At 42.0% G+C, this 19,890-nt stretch carries 27 protein-coding genes and 1 pseudogene; 17 read left to right on the plus strand and 11 right to left on the minus strand.

Features of this window, described 5'->3' with window-relative positions; genetic code table 11:
- Positions 1-78 precede the first annotated feature (78 nt).
- The 7 genes from K7A41_RS08005 to K7A41_RS08035 form a co-directional block, all read right to left on the minus strand.
- On the minus strand, positions 79-837 hold the full coding sequence (locus tag K7A41_RS08005) for a helix-turn-helix transcriptional regulator (RefSeq protein ID WP_322784018.1): 759 nt from the start codon (positions 835-837) through the stop codon (positions 79-81).
- 199 nt (positions 838-1,036) lie between these two features.
- Positions 1,037-1,243 (minus strand): tautomerase family protein, encoded by a 207-nt coding sequence (locus tag K7A41_RS08010; protein ID WP_265713297.1) that lies wholly within the window; start codon positions 1,241-1,243, stop codon positions 1,037-1,039.
- Positions 1,244-1,254: 11 nt separating this feature from the next.
- Complete coding sequence (locus K7A41_RS08015) at positions 1,255-2,013, minus strand: SDR family NAD(P)-dependent oxidoreductase (protein WP_265713298.1); 759 nt, start codon at positions 2,011-2,013, stop codon at positions 1,255-1,257.
- Between the two features lie 259 nt (positions 2,014-2,272).
- Positions 2,273-2,752: a DUF4405 domain-containing protein gene (locus K7A41_RS08020; RefSeq protein ID WP_265713299.1), complete on the minus strand. Its 480-nt coding sequence runs from the start codon at positions 2,750-2,752 to the stop codon at positions 2,273-2,275.
- Positions 2,753-2,766: 14 nt separating this feature from the next.
- The gene (locus tag K7A41_RS08025) at positions 2,767-3,357 is read right to left on the minus strand and encodes an NAD(P)H-dependent oxidoreductase (protein WP_265713300.1); all 591 of its coding nucleotides are present in this window, start codon (positions 3,355-3,357) and stop codon (positions 2,767-2,769) included.
- Between the two features lie 92 nt (positions 3,358-3,449).
- The gene (locus K7A41_RS08030) at positions 3,450-3,971 is read right to left on the minus strand and encodes a Crp/Fnr family transcriptional regulator (protein WP_028071293.1); all 522 of its coding nucleotides are present in this window, start codon (positions 3,969-3,971) and stop codon (positions 3,450-3,452) included.
- Positions 3,964-4,314, minus strand: a complete 351-nt coding sequence (locus K7A41_RS08035; protein WP_028071294.1) for a winged helix-turn-helix transcriptional regulator — start codon at positions 4,312-4,314, stop codon at positions 3,964-3,966. Before K7A41_RS08035 ends, K7A41_RS08030 begins: the two co-directional genes overlap by 8 nt.
- A 151-nt stretch (positions 4,315-4,465) precedes the next feature.
- Here K7A41_RS08035 and K7A41_RS08040 point away from each other — a divergent pair, with 151 nt between their 5' ends.
- The 3 genes from K7A41_RS08040 to K7A41_RS08050 all read left to right on the plus strand — a co-directional run bounded on the left by K7A41_RS08040 (position 4,466) and on the right by K7A41_RS08050 (position 6,280).
- Positions 4,466-5,233 carry a nuclear transport factor 2 family protein gene (locus tag K7A41_RS08040; protein WP_265713302.1) on the plus strand — a complete coding sequence of 256 codons (768 nt, stop codon included), beginning with the start codon at positions 4,466-4,468 and terminating at the stop codon, positions 5,231-5,233.
- Positions 5,220-5,465: a DUF2798 domain-containing protein gene (locus K7A41_RS08045; protein ID WP_160169528.1), complete on the plus strand. Its 246-nt coding sequence runs from the start codon at positions 5,220-5,222 to the stop codon at positions 5,463-5,465. Before K7A41_RS08040 ends, K7A41_RS08045 begins: the two co-directional genes overlap by 14 nt.
- Positions 5,466-5,749: 284 nt before the next feature.
- Positions 5,750-6,280 (plus strand): GNAT family N-acetyltransferase, encoded by a 531-nt coding sequence (locus K7A41_RS08050; RefSeq protein ID WP_265713303.1) that lies wholly within the window; start codon positions 5,750-5,752, stop codon positions 6,278-6,280.
- A 23-nt stretch (positions 6,281-6,303) separates the two neighbouring features.
- Here K7A41_RS08050 and K7A41_RS23740 read toward each other — a convergent pair whose 3' ends face one another.
- Together K7A41_RS23740 and K7A41_RS08055 are read right to left on the minus strand one after the other, a co-directional pair.
- A complete protein-coding gene (locus K7A41_RS23740; RefSeq protein WP_416221946.1) occupies positions 6,304-6,528 on the minus strand; it encodes a PLD nuclease N-terminal domain-containing protein in 225 nt (74 codons plus the stop codon).
- Positions 6,529-6,629: 101 nt separating this feature from the next.
- Complete coding sequence (locus tag K7A41_RS08055; RefSeq protein ID WP_265713304.1) at positions 6,630-7,001, minus strand: winged helix-turn-helix transcriptional regulator; 372 nt, start codon at positions 6,999-7,001, stop codon at positions 6,630-6,632.
- 135 nt (positions 7,002-7,136) lie between these two features.
- Between K7A41_RS08055 and K7A41_RS08060 the strand changes: the two genes are divergently transcribed.
- The 7 genes from K7A41_RS08060 (at position 7,137) to K7A41_RS08090 (ending at position 12,092) form a co-directional block, all read left to right on the plus strand.
- Entirely contained in the window at positions 7,137-8,018 is an 882-nt protein-coding gene (locus K7A41_RS08060; protein WP_265713305.1) for an NAD(P)-dependent oxidoreductase, read from the plus strand.
- A 101-nt stretch (positions 8,019-8,119) separates the two neighbouring features.
- Positions 8,120-8,296 carry a hypothetical protein gene (locus tag K7A41_RS08065; RefSeq protein ID WP_265713306.1) on the plus strand — a complete coding sequence of 59 codons (177 nt, stop codon included), beginning with the start codon at positions 8,120-8,122 and terminating at the stop codon, positions 8,294-8,296.
- A 77-nt stretch (positions 8,297-8,373) separates the two neighbouring features.
- Entirely contained in the window at positions 8,374-9,576 is a 1,203-nt protein-coding gene (locus K7A41_RS08070) for an MFS transporter (RefSeq protein ID WP_265713307.1), read from the plus strand.
- A 185-nt stretch (positions 9,577-9,761) separates the two neighbouring features.
- Entirely contained in the window at positions 9,762-10,661 is a 900-nt protein-coding gene (locus K7A41_RS08075; RefSeq protein ID WP_265713308.1) for a helix-turn-helix domain-containing protein, read from the plus strand.
- An 83-nt stretch (positions 10,662-10,744) separates the two neighbouring features.
- Positions 10,745-11,032, plus strand: a complete 288-nt coding sequence (locus K7A41_RS08080) for a hypothetical protein (RefSeq protein ID WP_265713309.1) — start codon at positions 10,745-10,747, stop codon at positions 11,030-11,032.
- A gap of 73 nt (positions 11,033-11,105) precedes the next feature.
- A complete protein-coding gene (locus tag K7A41_RS08085) occupies positions 11,106-11,393 on the plus strand; it encodes a hypothetical protein (RefSeq protein ID WP_265713310.1) in 288 nt (95 codons plus the stop codon).
- A 114-nt stretch (positions 11,394-11,507) separates the two neighbouring features.
- The gene (locus K7A41_RS08090; protein WP_265713311.1) at positions 11,508-12,092 is read left to right on the plus strand and encodes a dihydrofolate reductase family protein; all 585 of its coding nucleotides are present in this window, start codon (positions 11,508-11,510) and stop codon (positions 12,090-12,092) included.
- Positions 12,093-12,217: 125 nt separating this feature from the next.
- Here the strand turns inward: K7A41_RS08090 and K7A41_RS08095 are convergent, their stop codons facing one another.
- Positions 12,218-12,748, minus strand: coding sequence for an NAD(P)H-dependent oxidoreductase (locus K7A41_RS08095; RefSeq protein ID WP_265713312.1), 531 nt, complete (start codon positions 12,746-12,748; stop codon positions 12,218-12,220).
- Positions 12,749-12,874: 126 nt separating this feature from the next.
- On the opposite strand from K7A41_RS08095, the gene K7A41_RS08100 reads away from it, so the two are divergent.
- On the plus strand, positions 12,875-13,456 hold the full coding sequence (locus K7A41_RS08100; RefSeq protein ID WP_265713313.1) for a TetR/AcrR family transcriptional regulator: 582 nt from the start codon (positions 12,875-12,877) through the stop codon (positions 13,454-13,456).
- A 69-nt stretch (positions 13,457-13,525) separates the two neighbouring features.
- Here the strand turns inward: K7A41_RS08100 and K7A41_RS08105 are convergent, their stop codons facing one another.
- Positions 13,526-14,101, minus strand: a complete 576-nt coding sequence (locus K7A41_RS08105; protein ID WP_265713314.1) for a DUF3267 domain-containing protein — start codon at positions 14,099-14,101, stop codon at positions 13,526-13,528.
- A 376-nt stretch (positions 14,102-14,477) separates the two neighbouring features.
- Here K7A41_RS08105 and K7A41_RS08110 point away from each other — a divergent pair, with 376 nt between their 5' ends.
- From K7A41_RS08110 to K7A41_RS08135, 6 genes and pseudogenes are all read left to right on the plus strand, one after another.
- Positions 14,478-15,776: an epoxide hydrolase family protein gene (locus K7A41_RS08110; RefSeq protein WP_265713316.1), complete on the plus strand. Its 1,299-nt coding sequence runs from the start codon at positions 14,478-14,480 to the stop codon at positions 15,774-15,776.
- Positions 15,777-15,839: 63 nt separating this feature from the next.
- Entirely contained in the window at positions 15,840-16,298 is a 459-nt protein-coding gene (locus K7A41_RS08115) for a protein-disulfide reductase DsbD domain-containing protein (protein WP_265713317.1), read from the plus strand.
- A gap of 112 nt (positions 16,299-16,410) precedes the next feature.
- Positions 16,411-17,127 (plus strand): annotated as a pseudogene (locus K7A41_RS08120) (DUF1223 domain-containing protein).
- A gap of 123 nt (positions 17,128-17,250) precedes the next feature.
- Positions 17,251-18,300: a heme-binding domain-containing protein gene (locus tag K7A41_RS08125; protein ID WP_265713318.1), complete on the plus strand. Its 1,050-nt coding sequence runs from the start codon at positions 17,251-17,253 to the stop codon at positions 18,298-18,300.
- Positions 18,266-18,703 (plus strand): hypothetical protein, encoded by a 438-nt coding sequence (locus K7A41_RS08130; RefSeq protein ID WP_265713319.1) that lies wholly within the window; start codon positions 18,266-18,268, stop codon positions 18,701-18,703. The genes K7A41_RS08125 and K7A41_RS08130 overlap by 35 nt, the downstream gene beginning before the upstream one ends.
- Positions 18,704-18,745: 42 nt before the next feature.
- Positions 18,746-19,792, plus strand: a complete 1,047-nt coding sequence (locus K7A41_RS08135) for an alpha/beta fold hydrolase (protein WP_265713320.1) — start codon at positions 18,746-18,748, stop codon at positions 19,790-19,792.
- Positions 19,793-19,890: the final 98 nt, after the last annotated feature.

Below are 19,890 nucleotides of genomic sequence, written 5' to 3' on the forward strand. Positions count from 1 at the left end.
TTCTGATGAACTTCATTATTTGTGGGATGAATTTAATTAACGCTCATATCGAGTAAGCGGTTTTCTAAAGAGTAATTTTTATCCGCTAAACGATTGGCGGAACTCCAGGGGCGATAGATTGGTTTTGGTCTTAAACAATTTGTTAAATGACTGCACATGTTCAAAACCGAGTTCATAGGCAATTTCGCTCACGGTTAACTTGGTCGTGGAGAGCTTTTCTTTTGCTTTGCCAATGAGCTTTTGCTGTATATGCTGGCGGGTGTTTAAGCCTGTCAATGACTTGAGTAAACCGCTTAAATAGTTGGGCGACACACACAAGGAATCGGCAACGAACTGAACAGTAGGCAAGCCTCGGTTTGTAAGGGAATTATCATTGAAGTAATCGTTTAACATTTCTTCCAGCTGCGACAAAATCATGTGATTGGCCTTCTGACGTGTGATAAATTGACGATTGTAAAATCGTTCGGCATAGTTGAGCAAAGTCTCAATGTGTGAAATAATAATTTTTTGGGAATACCTGTCAATGTTGGTAGCTAACTCTTTATCAATATTTGAGAAAATTGACTCTATGATTTTTTGTTCATCATCCGAAAGAAACAAGGCCTCGTTTATCGCATAACCAAAAAACTCATAGTTTTTGATAGTGCGGGCCAGATCTGTATTCCAGATAAAATCCGGATGAAAAAACAACAGCCAGCCACTGCGGTTGCTGTTGGTCGATTCACTTTCCACCACAATATTCAACACTTGGTTTGGTGCAAGAAAAGACATCAGGCCTTCGTCAAAATCGTATTCCTGCTGTCCGTACATGAACTTGACATCCAAATGTTTTTTCATGGCTATTGAGTAAAAATCATGTAACCAGTTGACATTATTGTGCTCTGGCAAATCGACTATCTGAGAATAATCCACCAAGCTAACAAGAGGATGCTTAGGTTTTTCCAGAGACCTTAACTTATGATACTCTGAGATTGTATTTATCTTCTTAATTCGATTTGCCATAGCTGTTTGTGTTAAACAAATTTAAGAAATTGGTTTATTGTTTTTTGATAGATATCTTTTTGATTTGAGCTACGGTCTGCCCACCCACGGCATAGTTCTCGTCACCCACGATATCAATCATGACGTGTATATATTCCAAGGGGACTCGGGTAATAGAATGGACACTTGCGGTAATGGATTGTATCAGTTCCATCTTTTGGTCTTCAGTTAACGAAGCAGTTGTAATTTTTATACTTGGCATAGACATGTATGTTAAAGGTTAGAACCACCAGAGATTTCGATGCGTTGCCCATTGATCCATTTGGCATCATCTGTACATAAAAAAGCAACTACGCCGCCGATGTCATCGGGAAGACCGACGCGTCCCAGAGCAGTCTGTGCAGCTAGATTTGCATTCATTTCTTTATTATCGCGTACAGCACCGCCCATAATGTCTGTTTCGATCGGTCCGGGAGCAACTACATTTGAACGTATGCCTCTTTTGCCTAATTCTTGTGCCTGATATTTGGTTAAGGTCTCAATGGCTCCCTTCATTGAGGCATAGGTTGCGAATCCCGGAGTTGAGAAACGCGCCAACCCTGTTGATACATTGACCACGCCACCGTTATCGTTTATGTGTTTAAGTAGTTTTTGAGTTAGAAAAAATGGCCCTTTGAAATGAACATTCAGCAAATCATCAAACTGATCCACAGTTACATCTGCATAAGCGGAATAATAAATGAACCCTGCATTATTGATAAGATAATCGATTTTGTCTGTGCCTAAATTTATCTTCAATGAATTGGTTAATGAAGTAACAAAAAGATCAAAACCAGATATATCGGTGACATCCAAGGCCAAGGCAATGGCCTTTTGTCCAACTTTTTCTATTTCGGATATCACCTGCTTTGCCAGTTCTGGATTGGAATGGTAGGTAATGATTACGTCTAATCCTTTTTTCGCGAGATTGATAGCCATATCTCTCCCGAGCCCTTTGGTACCTCCTGTTACTAATGCGATTTTGTTTGACATTTCCGTCGTATTTTAGTGATGAATAATGATTCAAATGTCGGTACATATCTCTTGCCGGACTTAGCCGAATCTAAGATTGTTTTATCCGAAACGTGATCCTTATGCTTATACCCAACATCCCAACTGTCGTTCAGGTTAGTTTTAATCAAAACTCGTCGGTCTCACAAGGGTGTTCGCGAACTGCATTATTGGATTGGTCTGTAGAAAATGAAGAGATATTGAGGTCTCTTTTCGAACGGTTCAACAGCAAAGAATAGTATTATTCTTCCGTGATCACATCAAACACTTCCATAATGTTTGTTTCATTGTCGGTCCAAAGATTCCCCAATGTGTCACCTGCGTCTACGTATATACCTTTTGCCTGCAGCCTTTTAACGGCTGCAAGCGAATCGACCTGTAATGCTCTAAACGCGTCGGCAATAGGTGCTTTAGCCAGTCTTTCCAAAATAATGGTATCTACCTTCGGGCTGTATTGTTGCTCGACGATAAATAGTACAGATAGTATAGCCAAAGCTAATGCAGCAGGCAGAAAGACCCCTTTTTTGAAATGAATTTTCAAGGGTTTCCAATTGAGCAGGATGTGAAAAATGGCACAAATGAAAAAGAAAAGGCCAAAGATCTCATGCACTACTTCGGTATAACCGTCCAATAAATGGAAAAACATAAGCATACCTGATATCCCTACGACAAGGAAAATTAGGGAGATGAAGGGGGTGACGTAATTTCTGTTCAGTTTCATGGTATAAAGTTTATTTAGTTAAGTTTTGAAAATCGTTTTTCAAGATTTGAAAGCCATTTAACACGCTTTTCTCTGCTTACTGATTTCACTGAAGTGAAACTGATCCAGTGAAGGTTTTTGTAGCCCATCGTCTTAAAAATACTTCTTAGCATTACCTTTCGGATGAGATTTCCGATGAGTAGAGCATATAAAATTCGAGGTTTGTTCATCGTGGTGATGATGGTTATGCTTTTTAAATTTTTCAAAAGCGGTACCAATCCAAAACCTCGGGGGTGGTGGTCATACATCACTCCCGGACCTAACACCCGGTCAACGAAACCCTTGGTTGTTGCCGGCATAATGTCCCACCATATGGGAAAAATAAAAATGAGGTGGTCGGCTTGTTTCAGGCGCTCGCTGTAGTCGATCACCTGGGGGTCTATAGGCTGGTGATCTACAAATGCTTTTAGGTCTGCTTTTGACATTGCTGGATTAAATCCATCGTTGTCAAGGTGCATTAGGTCAACTTCATGACTGGCGTTTTGCAGTCCTTTGGTGACAGACTGCAAAATGGCATGGCAATAACTGCCTTCGTTGGGATGGTTGAATACGATAACTGTTCTCATTTTTCGCTGTTTTGATTACAGTACAAAGTTGAGAAGTCAGGGTGCTGTGAGACGATAACAATTGTTAAGAAATTGTACTCCTAATCACAAATTTAGCGCCGATTTCGTATCCTGCTCAGCGAAACAGAAGTAATGCCTAAGTATGAGGCGATATAGTGCTGTGGTATACGCTGAACGATATGGGGATAATTTTCAATCAATTCTGCGTAGCGTTGTTGGGGTGTATTTTTCAGATAAGAGTACAAAAGCTTTTGTCCTTGAAGGAGCCGCCTGAACAAATGCTCTTCCAGCTGCATTCTTAACTCGGGTGAGTTCTCAAGTGCATCGCGAAATTCTTTCTGCGAGACCGTTTGTAAAATACATGGTTCCAGACTCTCGATGCTGTATAAACTCGGTTGGTTTGTCCTAAAACTCTCAATGGAAGATACACTGTGTCCTTCAAAGAAAAACTGGGTGGTAATTTCTCTACCGTCATTATTCACCCAGGTTCTCAAACATCCTTTCTCAATAAAGAACATTGTTCGTGAAATTTCACCTTCCTGCAAAAGAATGCTTTTGGCAGGAACTTCAAGACGTTTAAAAAGATGCTTGAATGGTCCCCATTCTTCAGTCATTGCCTACAATTATTTTATATTTGCTGCTCAAATCGCTCCCCCAATTTTCCATCATATTCACAAGCGGCAAAAGAGACTCCCCTACTTCCGTTAAAAAATATTCGACTTTAGGGGGCAATACAGGATAAATAACTTTTTTGACCACACCATACGCCTCCAGCTCTTTCAGTTGTAAATTTAATACCCTTTTGCTCGCCAGCGGATGTTTTTTCGCGAGTTCAGCGGGTCTACGGATACCACGACTGATCGAATCAATGAGGCAGGGTTTCCATTTACCTCCTATAATCTCAAATGTGATGCTAATGCCACAACTAAAATCTTTTGGTATTTTTTTCTCGTACATGGATCTTTTATTTAGGGATAAATTTACGACATATTTCGTTTTCAGTAATATAGGGATAATATTATCCCTATACCAATATTTTTACCTGTATTTTTCCGCATATATAAGGTCAGTAGCTTTGTCGATAATAATTCATCATAAAAATTAAAAAATGAAATTAACAAATAGAGACAAAGCTGAAGCTATACAAAATAGCATCGAGACCGAAACATTATCCGAACTGGGATTGATCAACCCGCACTCGTATAAGCAGCACAACCCACATGTAGCCACGGGACTACAGGCAATTTTGGATCTGCATGAGCAAATGCCCATGGATAAGGTCTATACGAATGTTGTTCGAAAATTTCAGGATGGCGATTTCGGATTTGTCCATGTCGACTATTTCCTTTTTGAACCTACGGTCGCTTTTGATATCCACCGGTTTGAAAATGGTGTCAGCGTCGAACACTGGGACAACCTTCAGCTCAATCCAAAAAAATTGAACAAAAGCGGGAGAACCATGACTGACGGAAAAACCAAGGCGATAGATCATCATAAAACTGAACAAAACAAAAGCCTTGTAACCGGGTATGTTCAAGACATCCTTATCGACAGAAGGTTGGAGCTATTGCCAAAATATTTCAAGGCGGACAAACTGATTCAACATAACCCCGATATGGGCGACGGCGTACAGGAATTTCTGCATGTATTGGAACAATGGGAGAACGAAGGCAAGCCTCAAACGTACATCAAACTGCATAAAGTACTGGGCGAGGGAAATTTTGTCCTTGCACTGAGTGAAGGCTTTTTTAAAGGGGACCATGTGGCATTCTACGACCTGTATAGGGTCGAAGATGATAAAATCGTGGAGCATTGGGATGTCATTGAAGCAATACCTGAACCCGAAAAACGTAAAAATGATAATGGTAAATTTTAGGAAAGATGGACGCCACAAGATGGTGAGCACTTTTTTTGTGGTGTTGCCTACAACGTTTATAATGTCTGTCGTATCCAGTGTTATGAAGGCGCGGACGGTTGAGAACTGGACCGGTGAACTTCTTAAATCGTGGCTTATCTCACTACCTATTGTGTATGTATGCGTACTGCTCTTATTGCCGCTTGCCAATAAATTGGCGGGCAAGCTTGTAGACAGGAAAGTAAATGTATAATGCGCAAGCATCTCCAAAATCTACTTTTTGGGAATGTTCTCTTTTACGTCAGCCATTAATCGTAAATTCATTAAGGCGGCCGGAAAACGTTCGGGCCGCCTTACATTTTTAAAGCACTGAGCTTAGGCCTGCTGCACGGCTATTTGCTACGCTACAAAGAAGGCGGTGGTCAGCCCGCAGAAGAGAATAAATTCAGTGGTTGATTAAGAATATGGATGTACACAGTTTGAATTATATCGTTCTTTGTTTGTAATATTGTCACTAATGAAAAAGTTACCGCGTAAATGAACTCTGGATATTTAAAAAGTCTGTCTTCTGCAACAGATAAACATACATTAAAGTTAGTTAATGATCAAGTGGTCCTATGCCCCTTGACAGAGGCTGACGCTGATTTTTTTTATGCGATTTACTCACATCCACAGCTGGCTGTTAATTTTGATGAAAGCCCTTTTTTAGAGAATGAGACGGCAATAGGCTTTACCAAGCGTATAATTTCCGTGTGTGAATATAACTTCACCATCAGGTCGACAGAAAACCCTCAGATTATTATTGGAGACTGTGCCCTGCACCATTGGGATCAGACCACTGAGCAAATTGCCATTGGCGGTTCATTGCTTCCCGAATACTGGGGCAAAGGATTTATGCAGGCGGCATTTGAGCTGCTGTTTTTACTCGCAAAAGAAAATTTGGGCGTCAAGAGCATTGTAGCAGTTACGACAACCCGAAACCATAAGGCAATACGGCTTGCTGAAAAAATGGGATTTAAAAAAATTGAAGCAAACGAAGTTGACACTGTCTTGCGGAAAGAGCTTTGATGAAGGCTCCAACGGAGCATATTTTATGTCTTCCTATTTCTTGTATCACAATATACATTTCTACCATATATCCAGTAAAGCGACAATCCGACAAAGGAACCAAATACAAGGGCGAGTATCCAGATCGTCTTTCTATAACTATTCAAATTCTTATTTCTCGATACATGGTAGATTGAATATAAAAACGGAGCGATTATGCATATGAGAAAAAACATCTCCTGTGGCGTAATACTTGATGAGTTTAGCATATCTTCGATTTTACAGAGAGATTGCCACCGCAATCGCTACGGCAATCTTCCGTTATGATGTACAACACCGACTGGAAAAAGTACTAAAGGAACTAAAATACTTATTTAGACAGTTCTTTAATCCTATTGATCTCGTCCAAATTTTCGATCCGGTGTTTATGTTCGATCCCCCATTCATTGATAATCGATATTACAGGCAATAAGCTGACGCCCAATGAAGTAAGATAGTACTCTACTCTAAGCGGCAGCCCCGGGTAGATTTCCTTGCCTACAACACCGGCCACCTCAAGCTCGTGAAGCTGCATGTTTATCACTCTAGGACTTGCTTCGGCAATAGAACGATGTAATTCACTCGGGCGTTTTATTCCTTTATGAATGGCATCTAATATACAGGCCTTCCATTTTCCGCCAATGATCTTCATGGTGACGACTATGCCACAGTCCAAATCTTCCGGAATCTTTCTGCTATACATATTTTCTTATTTTAAGTAAATCTACTCAATTTTTACATTCCCTAGGGAATAATTATTCCCTGGCTGAATCCTTTTTCCCTTATTGTACGCGTTTTGCCTTATACTCATCTTTGTTGTGTAATGAGGAACAAAAAAATGGAAACATTAAAAAAACAAATCAGCATCATAGGCCTAGGGCCTATGGGTATAAAGATTGCACAATTGTATCAACAACAGGGTTTTAAGGTTACGGTATTCAACCGTACAGCTTCCAAGGCAGATGCGCTGATCAGAGACGGTGCCAGCTATGCCGCCACCGTAGAACAGGCCATAGCTTCCAGTCCGGTGAGTATCGTTATTGTGCACGATTATGCGGTATCATCAGCACTCTTTTCAACGGTTAAAAATGAAAGCGTTTTGTCTGGAAGGACCATTCTGCAGCTGACTACGGGCACTTCTCAGGAAGCACGTGACAGTGAAGACTGGTTCAACCGGAGACATGCAGCCTATATTGACGGGGCTATACAGGTGGCGCCCGAACAGATGGCCCAGCCGGATACGACGATATTATTGGCCGGCAGTAAGGCCACGTATGCGAACATCGAAGAAACACTAAAAGTTTTGGGCGGAAATTTAAAATATCTAGGCGAAAATATAGGGGCAGCCGCAGCGTTGGACACGGCTACATTGTCTTATATCTATGGGGCCGCAATGGGTTTCTTTCATGGTGCACTGATTGCGGAAGCGGAAAATTTCAATGTGGCTGACTATGGAAATATTATCGCAGAGATCGCTCCCGGAATGGGTGAATTTTTAAAACATGAGGGTAAGGTCATCAGCAATAACGACTTTAAAATCTCCCAAAGCCCACTTGCCATCTCTGTCGGTGCTACAAAACGAATCCTCGATACCGCGCGTGAAAGCGGTATAAACAACGAGTTTCCAGAATTCGCCGCGCGCTGGTTGCAGCGGGCAAAGGATGCGGGATACGAACAGGAAGAGTTTGCCGCTGTGATTAAAACGCTAAGGCGTACATAGTAGCTACTGTCTACTATGCCCTTGCTGTTGCTGAGAAGTCCCCACAATAGTGCCTGTCCTCGCGTACAGCGCGGAACGAGCACTATTGTGGTCAGGAATTAGTGAAACTCAAGGATCTGGAGCTTGAACGGATTTATCAAGAGAAATGTATTCGAGGCAACAGAATACAGCCGCACATTGAAAAATGTGATAAGGGAGTTGGACAGCTGGGGCGCACAGCACAGGAAAAGAATCCAGGACAGTATGCGAAGGCAGATATAGGCTTTGGTGCTTTTTAGTATCATCTTGCTCAAAATTACCCTATTTTTTCGCATTGACACCTTTCTTGCTGAGCATTAGAAAGGAAACTTGCAATATGACTACGGCAACAAAATGGAATAATGTATCCTTACTTTCATGTTCTCAAGCACTGTACCAGACCAGCTCCTTTATCGGTGCTAACCTGTCGGCATTAGTTGGACTACAGCTTGCTCCCAACGAGAGTCTCGCGACCTTACCCGTTTCGGTGGTTTCATTAGGTACCGCAGTGACGATGATACCCGCTTCATTGATCATGAAAAAGATTGGGCAACGCAGGACCTTTATGCTGGGAACTTGGTTTGGCATTATAGCAGGACTGCTTTCATTTTACGGAATTATCACCCGTTCGTTCAGTCTTTTTGTTGCTGGAACAATGCTGATCGGCTGCTATCAGGGCTTTGCCCAATACTATCGCTTTGCTGCAGCGGATTCGGTACCCGCGCAAAACAAAGGAAAAGCTATTGCTATCGTTATGGCGGCGGGTGTGGCAGCAGCTATTGTAGGCCCCAATTTGGCACGCTATACGCAACATATGGGAAGTGCCACCTTTGCTTATTCATTCTTATCGATCACGATTTTGAGCTTGATTGCATTTTTTGTCATTTTCTCGCTGAAGCTTCATGGCCCAAAAGCAGTGTCCGGCAGTGAACCCATAAGGTCAGGAAGGTCTTTAAAGGCAATTATAACTCAGAAAAACACGATAACAGCACTGATCTCTTCTGCCGTTGGTTATTCGGTCATGACGATGATCATGACGGCAACACCCATAGCCATGCAGCACTGCGGGCACTCTGACAGTGCTTCGGCGACCGTCATTCAATGGCATCTCCTAGGTATGTTTGTGCCGTCATTTTTCACAGGAGCGCTGATCAAGAAATATGGTGTCAATAGGGTCATCCTCCTGGGCATCATTATCCTACTCATACACTTGATCTTTGCATTGACAGGAACGGATTTCATGCATTTTATCTCGGGGCTGATCTTTCTCGGCATAGGTTGGAATTTTATGTATATCGGCGGCTCTGCATTACTTACACAGGTATATCTGTCAGAGGAGAAAGAAAAAACACAGGCATTTCATGATTTTCTTGTTTTTACGGTCATGAGTGCATCAAGTTTCTCCGCAGGAGGTATCCTCAAATACTGGGGCTGGCAGGGTGTTAATATTGCCGTGATTCCCTTCCTCGTCATAGCCCTAATTGCAACCGTCGTCTATGGCAAACAAAGCCAACAAAAATGGAATATAGCGATCAAATAGAAGCGCTGTTGTTACCTCAAATTTTAATGTGGTACATGTAACTTGTGAAACCTTATTCCTATTGGACAAATAGGAAAATAAATGGTAAATATCAGCAAATCTATTGCGTTAATTCAAAAAGTTAGCAATCAGTAGCTAAGTTTGTATTACGATTACCTTCAATTGTTAAATATACAGGTAGCATCATGGCGAAGCAAAAAAATACTATCATCAGTGAGTACCACCTCAACCGTCATCAACCCAATAAGCCACAGATCGCAATTATCGATCTTAAAACTCATTTAGCGGACAATCATTGCCAAGTAAATACAGCTCATATCCATAGCTTTTACCAAATTATCTGGTTCAAACAAGGCAAAGGCAAACATGCCGTAGATTTCAAGGAATACGAGGTGTTTGACAACACGATCTTTTTTGTTGCCAAAGATCAAGTCCATTATTTTGATGGTAACATGGATTATGAAGGGGTACTCATCCATTTCAATGAAGCATTTTTACGTCAAAATGAAAGCCCCACTGAGTCTTTTCTCAACTCTAATCTTTTTAATAACCCCTATCAACAACCATCGTGTTGTGTAGGCGCAGGTATTGATCATATATTGGATGAATATATTAACCAAATGAAATACGAGTTGGAAAATCAGGAAAATTTTGGCAAAGAGCAACTCCTACGAAACTACCTTAAAAGTTTTTTAATCCAGATACAACGACGAAAATGTTCTTTGGAAACACCTACAGGCCATGCGCTGCAGTTATTTGATGAGAAAAGACTGCAATTGATGAAATTTATCGATCTCATCAATGAACAATATAAAAGAGGCCTAACAATAACAGAATATGCGGGTTTGCTGCGGATTTCCTCCCGCAGCCTTTCGGATCTCACCCAACATCTGCTTAACAAAACGCCTTCACAAATGATTCGGGAACGAATCATCCTGGAGGCACAGCGCTTGTTGCTCTACTCTCAGCTCAACATTAATCAGATTGGTTACCAACTAGGATTTGATGATGCATCCTATTTTGTAAAATACTTTAAAAAACATACTGGAATCTCTCCTACTGAATTTCGAAAATCTATTGCTTAAATCTACCATTTCTTTTCGACTTTGGCCATTGTTTGCCCTGTCTGGATGTCCGAACTTTGATGAACAGATTAAAAAAAAATATCATGGCAAATTCGTATTTAGAAATCACGTTAAAAATTAATGAGGCTGACAGGACTGCTGCAGCAGGTGTATACAATAAATACAAAACACCGTTTTTAGAAACAATCAAAGGAGCAGTTTCCAAACAACTTTTGGTCAGGACAGAGGATGTCCAAGTGCTACATGGCTTTGAATCGACAGGCGATGCCGCGGCATATCTTTCTACTGAACTTTTCAACAACGACGTTGTCGTTGCATTAAAGCCATATCTTCAAGATAATCCTGAGGTACGTATATACTCGGTTGTCTAGTATGAGGTTAAATATCTCTCCTAAGAGACTACTCGTTGAGCCTACAGAAACAGCACATAAATAGATAATCCAAATGGTAAGGGCATATTTAGATATATCATTGACAATCGAAGGACTAGACCGCGCGGGAATAACGGCGGTCTTTAATATGTATAAAGGACCATTTTTGACAACAGTAAAAGGAGCTTTATACAATGAATTGTGGATACACGTCGAAGACGTACGTATCCTACATGGTTTTAGCAGTATGGAGGACGCCCAGGAGTATCTGGTCAGCAAACTGTTCAACACCGATTTTATAACTTCCTTGAAACCTTATATGATCGGCAATCCAAATATAAAAATATACCAAGTTGCTTAGCCACGGAAACTTCACGATGATGTATAGCGGACCCGGCCTATTTCTTGCCATAGGAAAACCTTTGCGAGGAAAAATATTTTTAATTTTCCTATTGATATTTTAAACCTTTGCGTTATGAGGAATCTTATTCTACAACAATTTATATCCGTAGACGGCTTCTGTGCCGATAGGGAAAAGACGACTGGCTTTTTTGATGGCACATACAATAGTATCGGCGATGAGATAAACACACATCAGGAAAAATTGCTGGAAAATATTGACCTGATTCTTCTTGGCAGAGAAACGTATAAGATGTTTGCCAACTATTGGCCGGATGCAAGTGGTGAAGATAGCAAGATCGCAGAGGAATTGAACCGCATTCCAAAAATCGTTTTTTCCAGTTCGTTACAACAAGTACAATGGGGAAATCATGGCAATATTTCTTTAGTGACGGAAGATGCCATACCCTATATCAAATCGTTAAAACAGCAAAACGGAACAAACATGATCATATGGGGTAGCATTGCTTTGGCACAATCATTATTGAAAGCTAATCTGATCGATGAAGTCCAATTGGTGGTGGTTCCCGTAGCTCTTGGAAAAGGTTATTCTCTTTTCTCCGAGGACCTCAAACTTCTCCATCTAACACTGTCCGAACACAGATTATTTTCAAATGGGGTCATTTTGCTTACATATAAGCCGAAAGAAAATACGTTGTAGCATCTTGACGTTGCAGTTAGTATGGCAGCCGAGATTTATAGGTTGAGGACCGTATAGCACAATTCTAACCTGACAAAGACAAATCGGTACAACACATGGAGAAACGGGAACGGAAAGCTATATAATTACAGCTCATCTAAAAAAGAAATATATCTTTCGGCGCTTCTGCTATCAAAGCTGGCACTCGTCACTTGACCATCTGCAAATTGTGCAAAAATTCCCTTATAGTCGGCATGGATATACTCAAACGTCAATTCAAAAGGGCGAGTTAATTCGGCTAACGAATATTTGAATTTACCTTGTTTTTGGTAATCGCCTTCCTCTGCTCCTAGCGATATAGCCAAGGCAATTTTTTTTCCCTGCATTTTTTTACCGCTCCTACTACCATAGGCCCAACCATAAAGCAATACTTCGTCCAACCATTGCTTTAACAATGGAGGGCAATTAAACCAATAGAATGGGAATTGAAAAACAATATTGTCGTACTGCTCTACAAGAGCCTGCTCCGCAGGGACGTTAATTTTACCATCGGGATATACGGTATCCAAATGATGAACGGTGAATCGCGTCGGATACTTTTCTAGCGCTGCAATCCAGTGTTTGTTGACCACGGATTCGGACAAATGAGGATGTGTAACAATTATTAGTGTCTTCATTTAGAAACAAGTTAGCGTTTGAATGTCAACATGAAAATTAAAACTAAAGTTAGGTCACATGACCTAAAAACAAATATAGGTCACATGACCTAAATATTCAAATATTATGTCTATTTTTGAATTATTATGACAAAGAAGGGAGATAAAATCGAGCATATTTTACAAGTAACTATTGATCTTTTGAGCCAGGAAGGAGGAGAAAACCTTTCGATGAGAGGAGTCGCAAAAGGATCAAATATTTCGCTCAGCAATCTGCAATATTACTATCCAAATAAAGAGGCATTGTTAAAAGCTGCGATAGCACAATACTTTAATGGTTGCCAGGAGGTGATAACGGCAAGAATGGAACAGTCTGCTCTTGATCAGGCCACTTCAGGGAGTATCTTTTTCGAACAGTTGCTGGATCTCCTCTTATATAATGCAAAAGAATCGGATCAGGCAATCATGTTCAGGGAAATTTCCGCTTTATCATCCCGCAACAAAGATCTGGAACTGGCCATTGATGTATATTACAAAGATTATTGCGCATGGCTCACAGAGTTAATTCGTCCGCATGCTCAGTTGCCCGAGAAAATTGTATGTCTTTTGGTTCCGTATCTGGAAGGATATGCGGGCGTCGGTACAGTACTTCCGCTGTCGAAAAACGAGGTCGTTCAGATGTTATTGGATATCATCAGAGGTACCTTAAATCCACTGTGCTCCGAGTAACCTGTGCTCAATATAGAAAGGTGCGTAAATTCTTTAGGAGTTGATTTCACCAATCCATCAATTTCTATTTTAATCGCTGATTTTTCGATAAATGTAGCACCCGGCTTCTGTTGGATGATCCTCGACAAGATCATTCGGATCTTCCTTCCGAATCAGATCGATAATCAAAAAATCCCCGCAGGCCGCCATAGTGAAAAACATGCCAAAGACTAGCATGCCAACGTTGCCGTTAAAAATTGCGAAGACAGCAGGAAGAATACCTAAAAGAATCGCTGGAGCAACAGCTCCAATGATATATTCCTTCACTTTTAGCGGTTCTTTACAATGGCAGTAGGGCGTCAGCATTTTCCATAGCACGCCAAATTTTATGGATTTAAATCCTCTCTTGGCAAAAATAGCCCATGTAATGCCATGTATAAGCTCATGCAAGGCAATTCCAGCAATAAGAACTCCAAAAATATAGATACTGTCCAGTACGCCTACTTCTCCAAACACGCTTTTAAAACTTAGCTGTGATTTCCATACCCAATAAAACGGTACACCAAAAACAATAACGATGGGAATCAATATGAATAATCCAACTTTGTTGGCCCATACGAGATCGATCGTCAGCTGCTCTTTTTCATATTGTTGAGAATCGTGCATAAGGTAATTTCAAAAATTTAGACATTACAATCAAGGCAATACACTAAGTTAACATTTTTAAACGAATTCTACGCTCCTCCCGAAAGCAAAGAAGCTGGCGTTTTGGTAAAGATGCCTGTTATTCTGCTGAATATACCGGAACATTAGAAGCATCTTGTGAATAGATTCCTTTGAATGGATTTGCTATAAGGATAAAAATAGAACCTCGGCGGTTGTAAAAATTATCCACCAATTCTTACCTTCCGATTCGCAAGCCCAAATAACCAATTCGACCGTGAATGTGTCCGGCTCACCTTATTGTTTCTTTTAACGGCCCTCCCACCGGTCTAAATTTGTCTCAACAAGAAAATTAAAATATCCTTAAACACAAGAGACAATGACAACAAAACTAACAACAATTCTTCTGGCAGCGACATTCTCCTTAAGTATTCCGGCTATTGCCAGTGCACAGAACAATCAAACAGCGATCATATCGTCTGCGGTAGACCAGACTATCCGGCCGTTTAAAATTAGCATCCCGCAGGCAAAACTCGACGAACTAAAACGACGGATTGCCGAAACTCGGTTCCCGGACAAGGAAACAGTAAAAGATGAATCACAGGGTATTCAGCTTGCTCAGCTGAAAGAGCTTGTCAGCTATTGGGGACAGGGGTATGATTGGCGAAAACTGGAAAAGAAACTCAATGCGCTGCCCCAGTATGTGACTAAAATTGATGGCCTGGACATTCAATTTATCCATGTGCGCTCCAAAGAGGCCAATGCATTGCCCATCATTCTGACCCACGGATGGCCCGGCTCGCCTTTGGAGTTTATCGATGCGATAGGCCCGTTAACTGATCCTGTTCAGTATGGTGGAAAAGCCGAAGATGCGTTTGATGTGATCATACCGGCAATACCTGGCTATGGCTTTTCAGAAATCCCCAAAGAACTAGGCTGGAATCCGGACCGCGTGGCCAGGGCCTGGGATGTATTGGTCAAACGTCTTGGATATACAAAATATGTCTCGGAAGGCGGCGATCACGGTTCGGTGATCTCGGATGCTTTGGCCCGGCAAGCCCCTACTGGGCTTTTGGGTATACACCTGACGATGCCCGCAACAATCCCAGCTGAACTTGTAAAACCGATCAATGCAGGAGAGCCCGCCCCGTCAGGACTTTCAGTGGATGAATCCAATGCTTATAATGCTCTGCGTACATTCTTTGGAAAAAATGCTGCTTATGGTGGAATGATGGTGACGCGGCCGCAGACTACGGGGTATTTATTGTCTGATTCACCAAGCGCACTGGCTGCATTTCTCTACGAAAAGATTGCCGAATGGAGTGAAAGCGATCTCCACCCTGAAAAAGTAATCGGCAGAGATGCCATCCTCGACGATATCACACTGTATTGGCTGACCAATACGGGGGCCTCTTCCTCCAGATTTTATTGGGAAAATAACAACAATAACTTCAGTTCCGAACATCAGAAAACGAAGGACATTAAAGTTCCGGTGGCGATTTCCGTGTTCCCGCATGAAATTTATCAGGCGCCAGAAAGCTGGTCCAGGGCAGCTTACCCCACATTATATTATTACCATAAGGCTGCCAAAGGTGGACACTTTGCGGCATGGGAACAGCCGCAGGTATTTACCGAGGAACTTCGTGCTGCTTTTAAGGCTTTACGAAAAGATCTTTAGCCTCAACAGGCAAGAATCAATCACCAAAAAAGAAGAGAATTTAACAATTTAAAAGGCAACATAATGAACAGATTAGCAATTTTAATGATCGCCGTCCTGATGTTATTCGGTGGTTATTCCAGAGGGCAGAATACCGCTGGTCAGATTACTTGGGACTGCGTTCTCAAACGGAAATCGCCTGAAGAAGGAGAAATTTCCATGAAAGCCAAAATACCCCAGGGATGGCATCTATACGCTTTGGGCAATAATCCCAAAAGTCCTATTCAGATGAACTTCAAGTTCGCTCCTGATAAATCATATGAGTTAATCGGAGACGTTAGCCAACCCCAGCCCCTCCGCAAATTCGAGAAACAGCTGGGCATACCTGTTACCTATTTTGAGAACGAAGTTGAGTTTGGCCAAAAAATTAAAATAAAGAGCAAGAATGGAACGATCAAAGGCACCATACAGTTTATGCAGTGTAGTGATGAAGTCTGCGTACCACCACAGGACTTCGGTTTTGCACTCAAAATTCGCCCCTAGCTCTATATGCTCCAGGTGAACGCTTTTTATTAATCACTTAAAATTTTAGATCATGAAAACAATAAAAGATATCTTATACACCCTCAGCCTACCGCTGATCATTGTACTCATCATGGCTTTCAAAGGCTTTGCAGATGACCACAAGATTGCCAACATCAAAGAAGCAAACAGTTCTGAGAAGGGCTTTGCCTTGGTGGAGCTCTTCACCTCCGAGGGATGCTGGAGCTGCCCACCAGCAGACGAGCTTATCGCGAGGCTCGAAAAAGATAATCAAAACAAAGAATTGTTTATCCTGGCGTTTCATGTCGATTACTGGGATCATCAAGGATGGAAAGACCGCTTTAGTCAAGCTAGATTCACCGAACGGCAGAAACAATACGCCTAATGGATGAACCTGAGCACCCTATACACGCCACAGCTGGTGATCAATGGAAAAACAGAAATGGTGGGTTCCGAAACGGGCAAAGTACTAAAAGGTATCCAGTCTGCTCTGATACAAAGTCAGCGAGGAAACCTCTTTGTCAAAAAGGAAAAATCCGAAGGGAATCGTGTTCAGATCAGCTATACCTCCTCTTCCGTGGCTAAACATTCCAGCATCGTGATGGCGCTAGTCCAAAAACATGCTTCCTCAAATGTTTCGGCGGGTGAAAATGCAGGAAAGGCTCTTACGCATGTGCAGATCGTACGCGAATTACAGTATCGCACCCTTAAAGCAACGGATAATTTTTCTTTTAAGCTCCCCGAGGTACAAGAGGGATGGGAAGTGATAGCATTTGAGCAGAACCAAAAGACAGGTGAGATCATCGACGCGACCCGTATCGGTTTATAGCGAAGTCCTGTCCGATTCAAAAAGCCAAATGCTGCTTTCAAGATGCAATATGTCCGCTTCAACACCTTCCATCTTTTAGACAGCTTGTATTCGCCGTAATTTTAGTAAAAAAGAAGAAATATCATGAAACATATTAGACTAAATAGACTCTTGACCATCGCTTTATTATGTACTGCCGTTGGTTTTATCGCCCTGCAATTTTTCAAACAGCCGATAGAACGCAAGCCGGTCACGGGACATTTGCAGGACGCCCCCAAAGAGGTATCCCTGATTCTGGAACGTTCGTGTTACAACTGTCATTCCAATGAACAGCAGCTGTCTTTCTTTGATAAACTGGCCCCGATCTCCTGGATCGTCAACAAGGATATTGAACGCTCGAGAGAAGTCATGAATTTTTCGGAATGGAACAAGTTATCGAAAGCGGAACAAAAGGGAAAATTCTATGCCGTATATAATATGGTACGTGCCGGGAAGATGCCACTCCCCAGCTATGCATTGACGCATCCGGGAGCGAAACTGTCTACAAATGAAATAGAGACCATAAAGCGATTTGCTCTATCGCTTTCCGAAAAAGACAGTCTTATCCCTGCACATATGAAGGTTAATGCGGCTGCACCGTTGCAACAAAAACTGACTTCAGACAAAATGAAGCTTGCTCCCCCACTACCTACTGTACCCGTTTCCCCGAATGGCATTCCGTACAATGCTGATTTTAAAAATTGGAAAGTGATTGGCATGAGTACACTCATTGACAACAGCATACGGGTAATCTATGGGAATGATATTGCTGTCAAAGCTATTGCCGAAGAAAATTTTCATCCTTGGCCGGAAGGAAGCGCGGTTGCCAAAGCAGTCTTCAAACAAACCCGAAAAGCCAATGGAGATATCGTGCCGGGTGATTTTGTGAATATGCAGTACATGATCAAAGACGGCAAGGCGTATACCGAAACTGAGGGCTGGGGATTTGCAAAATTCAATGGACAGCAACTGAAACCAACAGGGAAAACAGCTTTATTCGCCCAACAATCGTGCATCAGCTGCCACAGGCAACTTGCAGAATCGACAGGCTACCTATTTAATGTACCTCCAAAAGTAAATTCTAAAAAATTGATCGATAACTATTTAAAGACCATCCATCATGAAAACGCTACTATCCATACTGCTGTTAATTAGTGTATTGTTTGGTTCGTGTACCAAAAATAATGAGCATGAGACGGCGAAAATACGTTTTATGTTTGATGCCGGCGATCTGCAATTTATCTCCTCTTCTTTTAATCCAGACCAGCAGACGATGTCAGCCTTGTATGGAAATCAGCAAGCTATTAAACTACTGACGGGATCAAACAAAAGGCTACCGGGATCGGCCTTTAAACAGGTCACTTATAAGATGCAGGACGGTCCCAATTATTTCGGGAGCAAAGTAAACGGTGAACTGCTGCGGGTAGAGAGGGTAGAGACCGATGCGAAAGGGAACCTTCGATACCACATCGAATTTGGCTCGATCCCTTCTGACGAATCCCAACAACAGCGTATGGCGCATATTTTGGATCAAGAGCCGATCGAGTTCCCACAATAATATCAAACAGATTAAAGATTAATTTATCAAAAATAGCACAATATGAATACGAAACTAAACATTGGAAAAGGCACGCTGATGTGGTCTATGATCATGCTACTATCCATTGGTGCGCCAAGGGTATACGCACAAAACCCGGCTGATGAAAAAAAACAAGAAGTGTATGGCGCCGTCCACACCAATTTTCAGCAGATCAAAACCGTCAAGGCTGGCCTGCTAAACGTGGGCTATGCAGAAGTAGGCCCGAAAACGGGAAAACCTGTTATCCTCCTGCATGGATGGCCGTATGATATCCATAGTTTTGAGAAATCGTCTGAAATTCTGGCGGCGAAGGGATATCACGTTTTCGTTCCTTACCTAAGGGGATACGGGACGACGACTTTCCTTTCTCCTAAAACGATGCGCAACGCCCAGCAATCCGCGGTTGCGCTTGATATCATCAAATTTATGGACGCCCTGCAGATTGACAAAGGGATAATAGGCGGTTTTGACTGGGGAGCACGGACAGCAGATATTATCGCTGCACTCTGGCCCCAACGTTGTACAGCATTGGTTGCTGTGAGTGGGTACCTGATCGGTAGCCCCAAGGCGAATGAAAATCCCCTGTCTCCTAATGCCGAATTCTTATGGTGGTATCAGTATTACTTCGCGACGGAAAGAGGTTACAAAGGCTATAAGGCCAATACGGAGGAATTCAACAAGCTGATCTGGAAAACAGCATCCCCCAAATGGAATTTTGATGAAGAGACGTATGAGCGCTCTGCCAAGGCATTTGCCAATCCGGACCATATCGCTATCGTTGTCCACAATTATCGTTGGCGGCTAGGACTGGCTGAAGGAGAGCAACAATATGACGCTTTGGAAGCCAAACTCGCCAAATTACCTGTCATTTCGGTTCCGACAGTCACGCTGGAAGGTGATGCAAACGGAGCCGCATATCCACCCCCATCAAGCTATGCATCCAAATATAGTGGACAATATAAGCATCACACGCTGACTGGCGGAATCGGCCATAATTTGCCGCAGGAAGCACCTCAGGCATTTGCCAACGCCATCATTGAGGCCGATACCATGGCCTTGGCAGACTAATCGTATGATAAGAATACGCTAGATAAAGATCTGCAGTTTTTTTTATTGTTTATGGTTAAAATTTAAATATTTTTACCTCAACGTGTTTTCGTTATAAA

Origin of the sequence: Sphingobacterium sp. InxBP1, from assembly GCF_026191775.1 — a bacterium.
GTDB lineage: Bacteria > Bacteroidota > Bacteroidia > Sphingobacteriales > Sphingobacteriaceae > Sphingobacterium > Sphingobacterium thalpophilum.